The organism is Desulfosarcina sp., assembly GCF_041551955.1.
Classification (GTDB): domain Bacteria; phylum Desulfobacterota; class Desulfobacteria; order Desulfobacterales; family Desulfosarcinaceae; genus Desulfosarcina.
In genome coordinates this window covers 1-3,542 of the sequence record NZ_JBFELV010000493.1, presented here as the reverse complement: position 1 = coordinate 3,542, position 3,542 = coordinate 1, and the positions used below count along the sequence as shown (strand labels likewise).

At 53.7% G+C, this 3,542-nt stretch carries 4 protein-coding genes; all 4 read right to left on the bottom strand.

What is annotated here, in order from left to right:
* On the bottom strand, positions 1-1,004 hold a 1,004-nt coding region (locus ABYV26_RS23040), incomplete at its 3' end, for an ATP-dependent metallopeptidase FtsH/Yme1/Tma family protein (protein WP_372683699.1).
* A 34-nt stretch (positions 1,005-1,038) separates the two neighbouring features.
* Positions 1,039-1,323: a hypothetical protein gene (locus ABYV26_RS23035; protein ID WP_372683698.1), complete on the bottom strand. Its 285-nt coding sequence runs from the start codon at positions 1,321-1,323 to the stop codon at positions 1,039-1,041.
* Positions 1,324-1,350: 27 nt separating this feature from the next.
* Entirely contained in the window at positions 1,351-2,334 is a 984-nt protein-coding gene (gene hflC / locus ABYV26_RS23030; RefSeq protein ID WP_372683697.1) for a protease modulator HflC, read from the bottom strand.
* Positions 2,331-3,383: an FtsH protease activity modulator HflK gene (hflK, locus tag ABYV26_RS23025; protein WP_372683696.1), complete on the bottom strand. Its 1,053-nt coding sequence runs from the start codon at positions 3,381-3,383 to the stop codon at positions 2,331-2,333. The genes hflC and hflK overlap by 4 nt, the downstream gene beginning before the upstream one ends.
* Positions 3,384-3,542 lie beyond the last annotated feature (159 nt).

Sequence of the window (3,542 nt, the reverse complement as noted above, 5' to 3'; positions counted from 1 at the left end):
TCGAGAATTTCCGGCCGGTTGGTGGCGGCCATGATGATGACACCCTTATTCGTTTCGAACCCGTCCATCTCCACCAGGAGCTGGTTAAGCGTCTGCTCGCGTTCGTCATGGCCACCCATCACATTCATGCCCCGCGCCTTGCCCAGGGCGTCCAATTCATCGATGAAGATGATACAGGGGGCTTGCGCCGCGGCCTGAGAGAAAAGGTCGCGTACGCGGGCCGCTCCCACACCGACAAACATCTCTACAAACTCCGAACCGCTGATACTGAAGAACGGTACCTTGGCCTCCCCGGCCACCGCCCGTGCCAGAAGGGTTTTACCGGTTCCCGGCGGGCCAACCAGAAGCACCCCCTTGGGAATTCTTCCCCCCAGTTTCTGGGATTTTTCCGGGGTGCTTAAAAATTCGACCACTTCCTGGAGCTCTTCTTTGGCTTCGTCGATGCCGGCGGCATCAGCAAAGGTGACCTTGGTCTCGCTCTCGGCGAATATCTTGGCCTTGCTCTTGCTGAAGGACATCACCCCCATGCCCGGCCCCATTTTTTTCATGGCAAATCGCCAGATCAGGTAAAAAAAGCCCAAAGGGAGAACCCATGAGAGAATGATGCCCAGAAATCTATTTTCATATTTCCCGGAATAACTGATGTTGCGTTCATCCAGTTCCTTCGCCAGACCCGGATCGTCCACCCGAATGGTGTTGAACGCTTGACCGGTGGAGCCCTTCAGCGTTCCGGTAATATTTTCAGGTCCGATGATCAATTTGTCCACGGTCCCGTCGGCAATGGATTGTTTAAATTGACTGTACGGAATCGTCTCCACTTTTGAAGAAACGAAAAACTGTTGAGCATAAGAAAGAAAAAGCATGGCCAAAAAGAAATACCAGATGCTGAAACGCCTCTTCGGTGGCAGCGTGTTCTTGTTTTTCAGATGATCGCCAAAACCGAAGAAGGCACGCAGCTTGTCTATCAGCGTGCCCATGGGATCTTTATTTGCATTGGGTGCCATTTTCATTTCCTGTCTTTAACATAACGGCGTCTGCTCAATCACCGGAGATATATTTTTTCAACGCTCCCATGGCCTTGGTAATTTCCTGGATCGCCTCATGCATGCCCTCGGCACCGTGGTCTTTTTTGGATGCATCTTTCTCTTCGATCCTGTCCTGAACTGCTGTTTTGATCTTTTTCAGGTGTTGCGCATGTATTTCAACCTGCAGGCGATGCTCCTCTTTCATGTTTTTAACGGCATCGGCATCAATCCGTTTGACCAGTTTATCGGCCTCGGCCATTAATTGTTTGATATCCTTGGATTCTAAGTATTCTGACATGATGTCTCCTTCCGGCGGCGAATCTCCCTATGGCGAAGGAGCCGATGGGGTCCGCACTTGGCTTGGATCCGCGTTTTTGATATATTGATAGAAGTCGCTGTCAGTGGTGAGAATCAATACGGAGTTCGTATTGGTTTTCTCTTTGTAGCTTTCAAGGGTGCGCAAAAAGGCATAGAATTCCGGATTTTTATTATAAGCGTGGCCGTAGATTTGCGTCGCCTCGGCATCGGCTTTGCCCTGGACTTCCTGCACCCGGCGGTAGGCGGTGGAACGGATCTGGCGCAGCTCTTTTTCCATTGTACCGAGAATCTCGGCGCTGCGTCCCTCGCCTTCGGAGCGAAACTGCGCGGCGATCCGTTTGCGCTCGGAAATCATGCGTTCATAGACCTTTTCACGGACACTTTCCACGTAATCCAGGCGCTTGATGCGCACATCCACCAGTTCGATGCCGTATTGCGGGATGATCTTTTGTGCTTCAGTCAATATCGTTCGGGTGATCTCCTCCCTGCCGCGGGCAATCTCCCTTTTAAGCTCCTCTTCGCGCTCTTTTGGGACCTCCTTCAGGGCCTCGCCATCAGGCACTTCCCACGATGCGCTGCGCACGAGTTCCACGAGTTCGCTGCTCGACACCTGATCGCGCACCACCGAATCAAGAATATCGTTCAAGCGCGACTGGGCCCCCTCTTCGCTGGCCACATTCTCCAGAAATTTTTTCGCGTCGGCGATCCGCCATCGGGCAGTGGTATCCACCCAGATGAACTCGCGCCCCTTGGTGGGAACCTGGTTCGGATCACCGTCCCAGACCAGCAGGCGCTTTTCGAATCGCCGGACCTCCTGCACAAAGGGCAGTTTCATGTGCAGCCCCGCCTCGGTTACCGGATCCCCAACAGGCCGGCCAAACTGAACGACAATGGCCTGCAGCCCTTCTTCCAATGTATATAGACCGCCATAGAGTACGATCGCGATCACCACCGCTATCGCGATGATTACTGCTTTCAAGGTAAACTTCATGGCTGTCTCCCTTCTGTTGATGGTTGCGCGCCGGATTCCAATGGGAGCCAGGGCACCATGGCCTTCTGGTCCTTATCCACGATATAGAGCCCTTTCATGGCTGACAGGAAACCGGTCATGGCCTCCAGATACAGCCGCCGGCGCGTGACCTGCGGCGCCTGTTGGTATTGCCCTAAAATGGCCTCAAAACGGGTGGCCTCTCCTTGGGCCCGGTTTACGCGTTCCAGTGCGTAACCTTCGGCCTCGCTGATGCTTTGCGTAGCCACCCCTCGGGCTTTGGGGATTTCCCGATTGGCCTGTTCCTGGGCTTTATTGATCGTTTGCTCTTTGTCCTGACGCGACTCGTTGACTTCATTGAAAGCCGGTTTAACCTTATCCGGCGGCGTTACGTCCTGAAGTTCCACGGTCACCAGACGCACACCGGACGCATAGGATGTCAGGATATTCTGGATTTCGGTTTTGGCTTCACTGGCCACCGCCACCCGTCCGGTGGTCAGTACATCGCTGCCCAGACGGTTGCCGACCGCGCGGCGCATGACCGCTTCGGTAGTGTCGCGGATTGTTTTCGATGTGTCGCGAACCTGAAACAGGTAGCGGATCGGGTCTTCGATGCGGTACTGGACGATCCACTGGACATCGATGACGTTCAAATCCCCGGTGAGCATCAGCGACTCGTCTTTATATTCACCGCGCGTATCATAGCGGGTCTTTTCACCGGGAACGGTGGAAACCGAGACCGTCCGAAATCCGAACTCTTCTTTGAGCACGCGAGCCGTGGGCAGCAGACGGACATTTTCGATACCATAAGGCAATTTGAAATGCAGACCCGGACCGGCCGTGCGCATGACCTTGCCGAAGCGCTGTACAATCCCCGTCTCCTCCGGCTGGACGGTAAACCATGCAGTCCATAAGACCACCACCACCACCACACCGGCGACAAGAATGAGGAGCGGACCGCCTTTGAATCTTTTTAACTGCTGTTGAATTTTTTCCAGCACGTCATCCAAATTTAGCGTCGATCCCCCCGGGGGGTGATTCTGTTCAGTCATAACTTACCTCCTAATTAATGAGCCAATCAGCTTCATTGATGCTTGTTGGTTCAGGGCAATACCATTTAGTCGATATGGATTAATTCCCCTTTTCATGGCGGGCGACAAGCAGTACTTCTATCACCTGAAGAAAGTGCAGAGGCAGACTGGCGCGGCCCT

Excerpts from the sequence above, each read along its gene's own strand:
- ABYV26_RS23035 (WP_372683698.1), bottom strand. The coding sequence starts at position 1,323 with ATGTCAGAATACTTAGAATCCAAGGATATCAAACAATTAATGGCCGAG.
- hflC (WP_372683697.1), bottom strand. The coding sequence starts at position 2,334 with ATGAAGTTTACCTTGAAAGCAGTAATCATCGCGATAGCGGTGGTGATC.
- hflK (WP_372683696.1), bottom strand. The coding sequence starts at position 3,383 with ATGACTGAACAGAATCACCCCCCGGGGGGATCGACGCTAAATTTGGAT.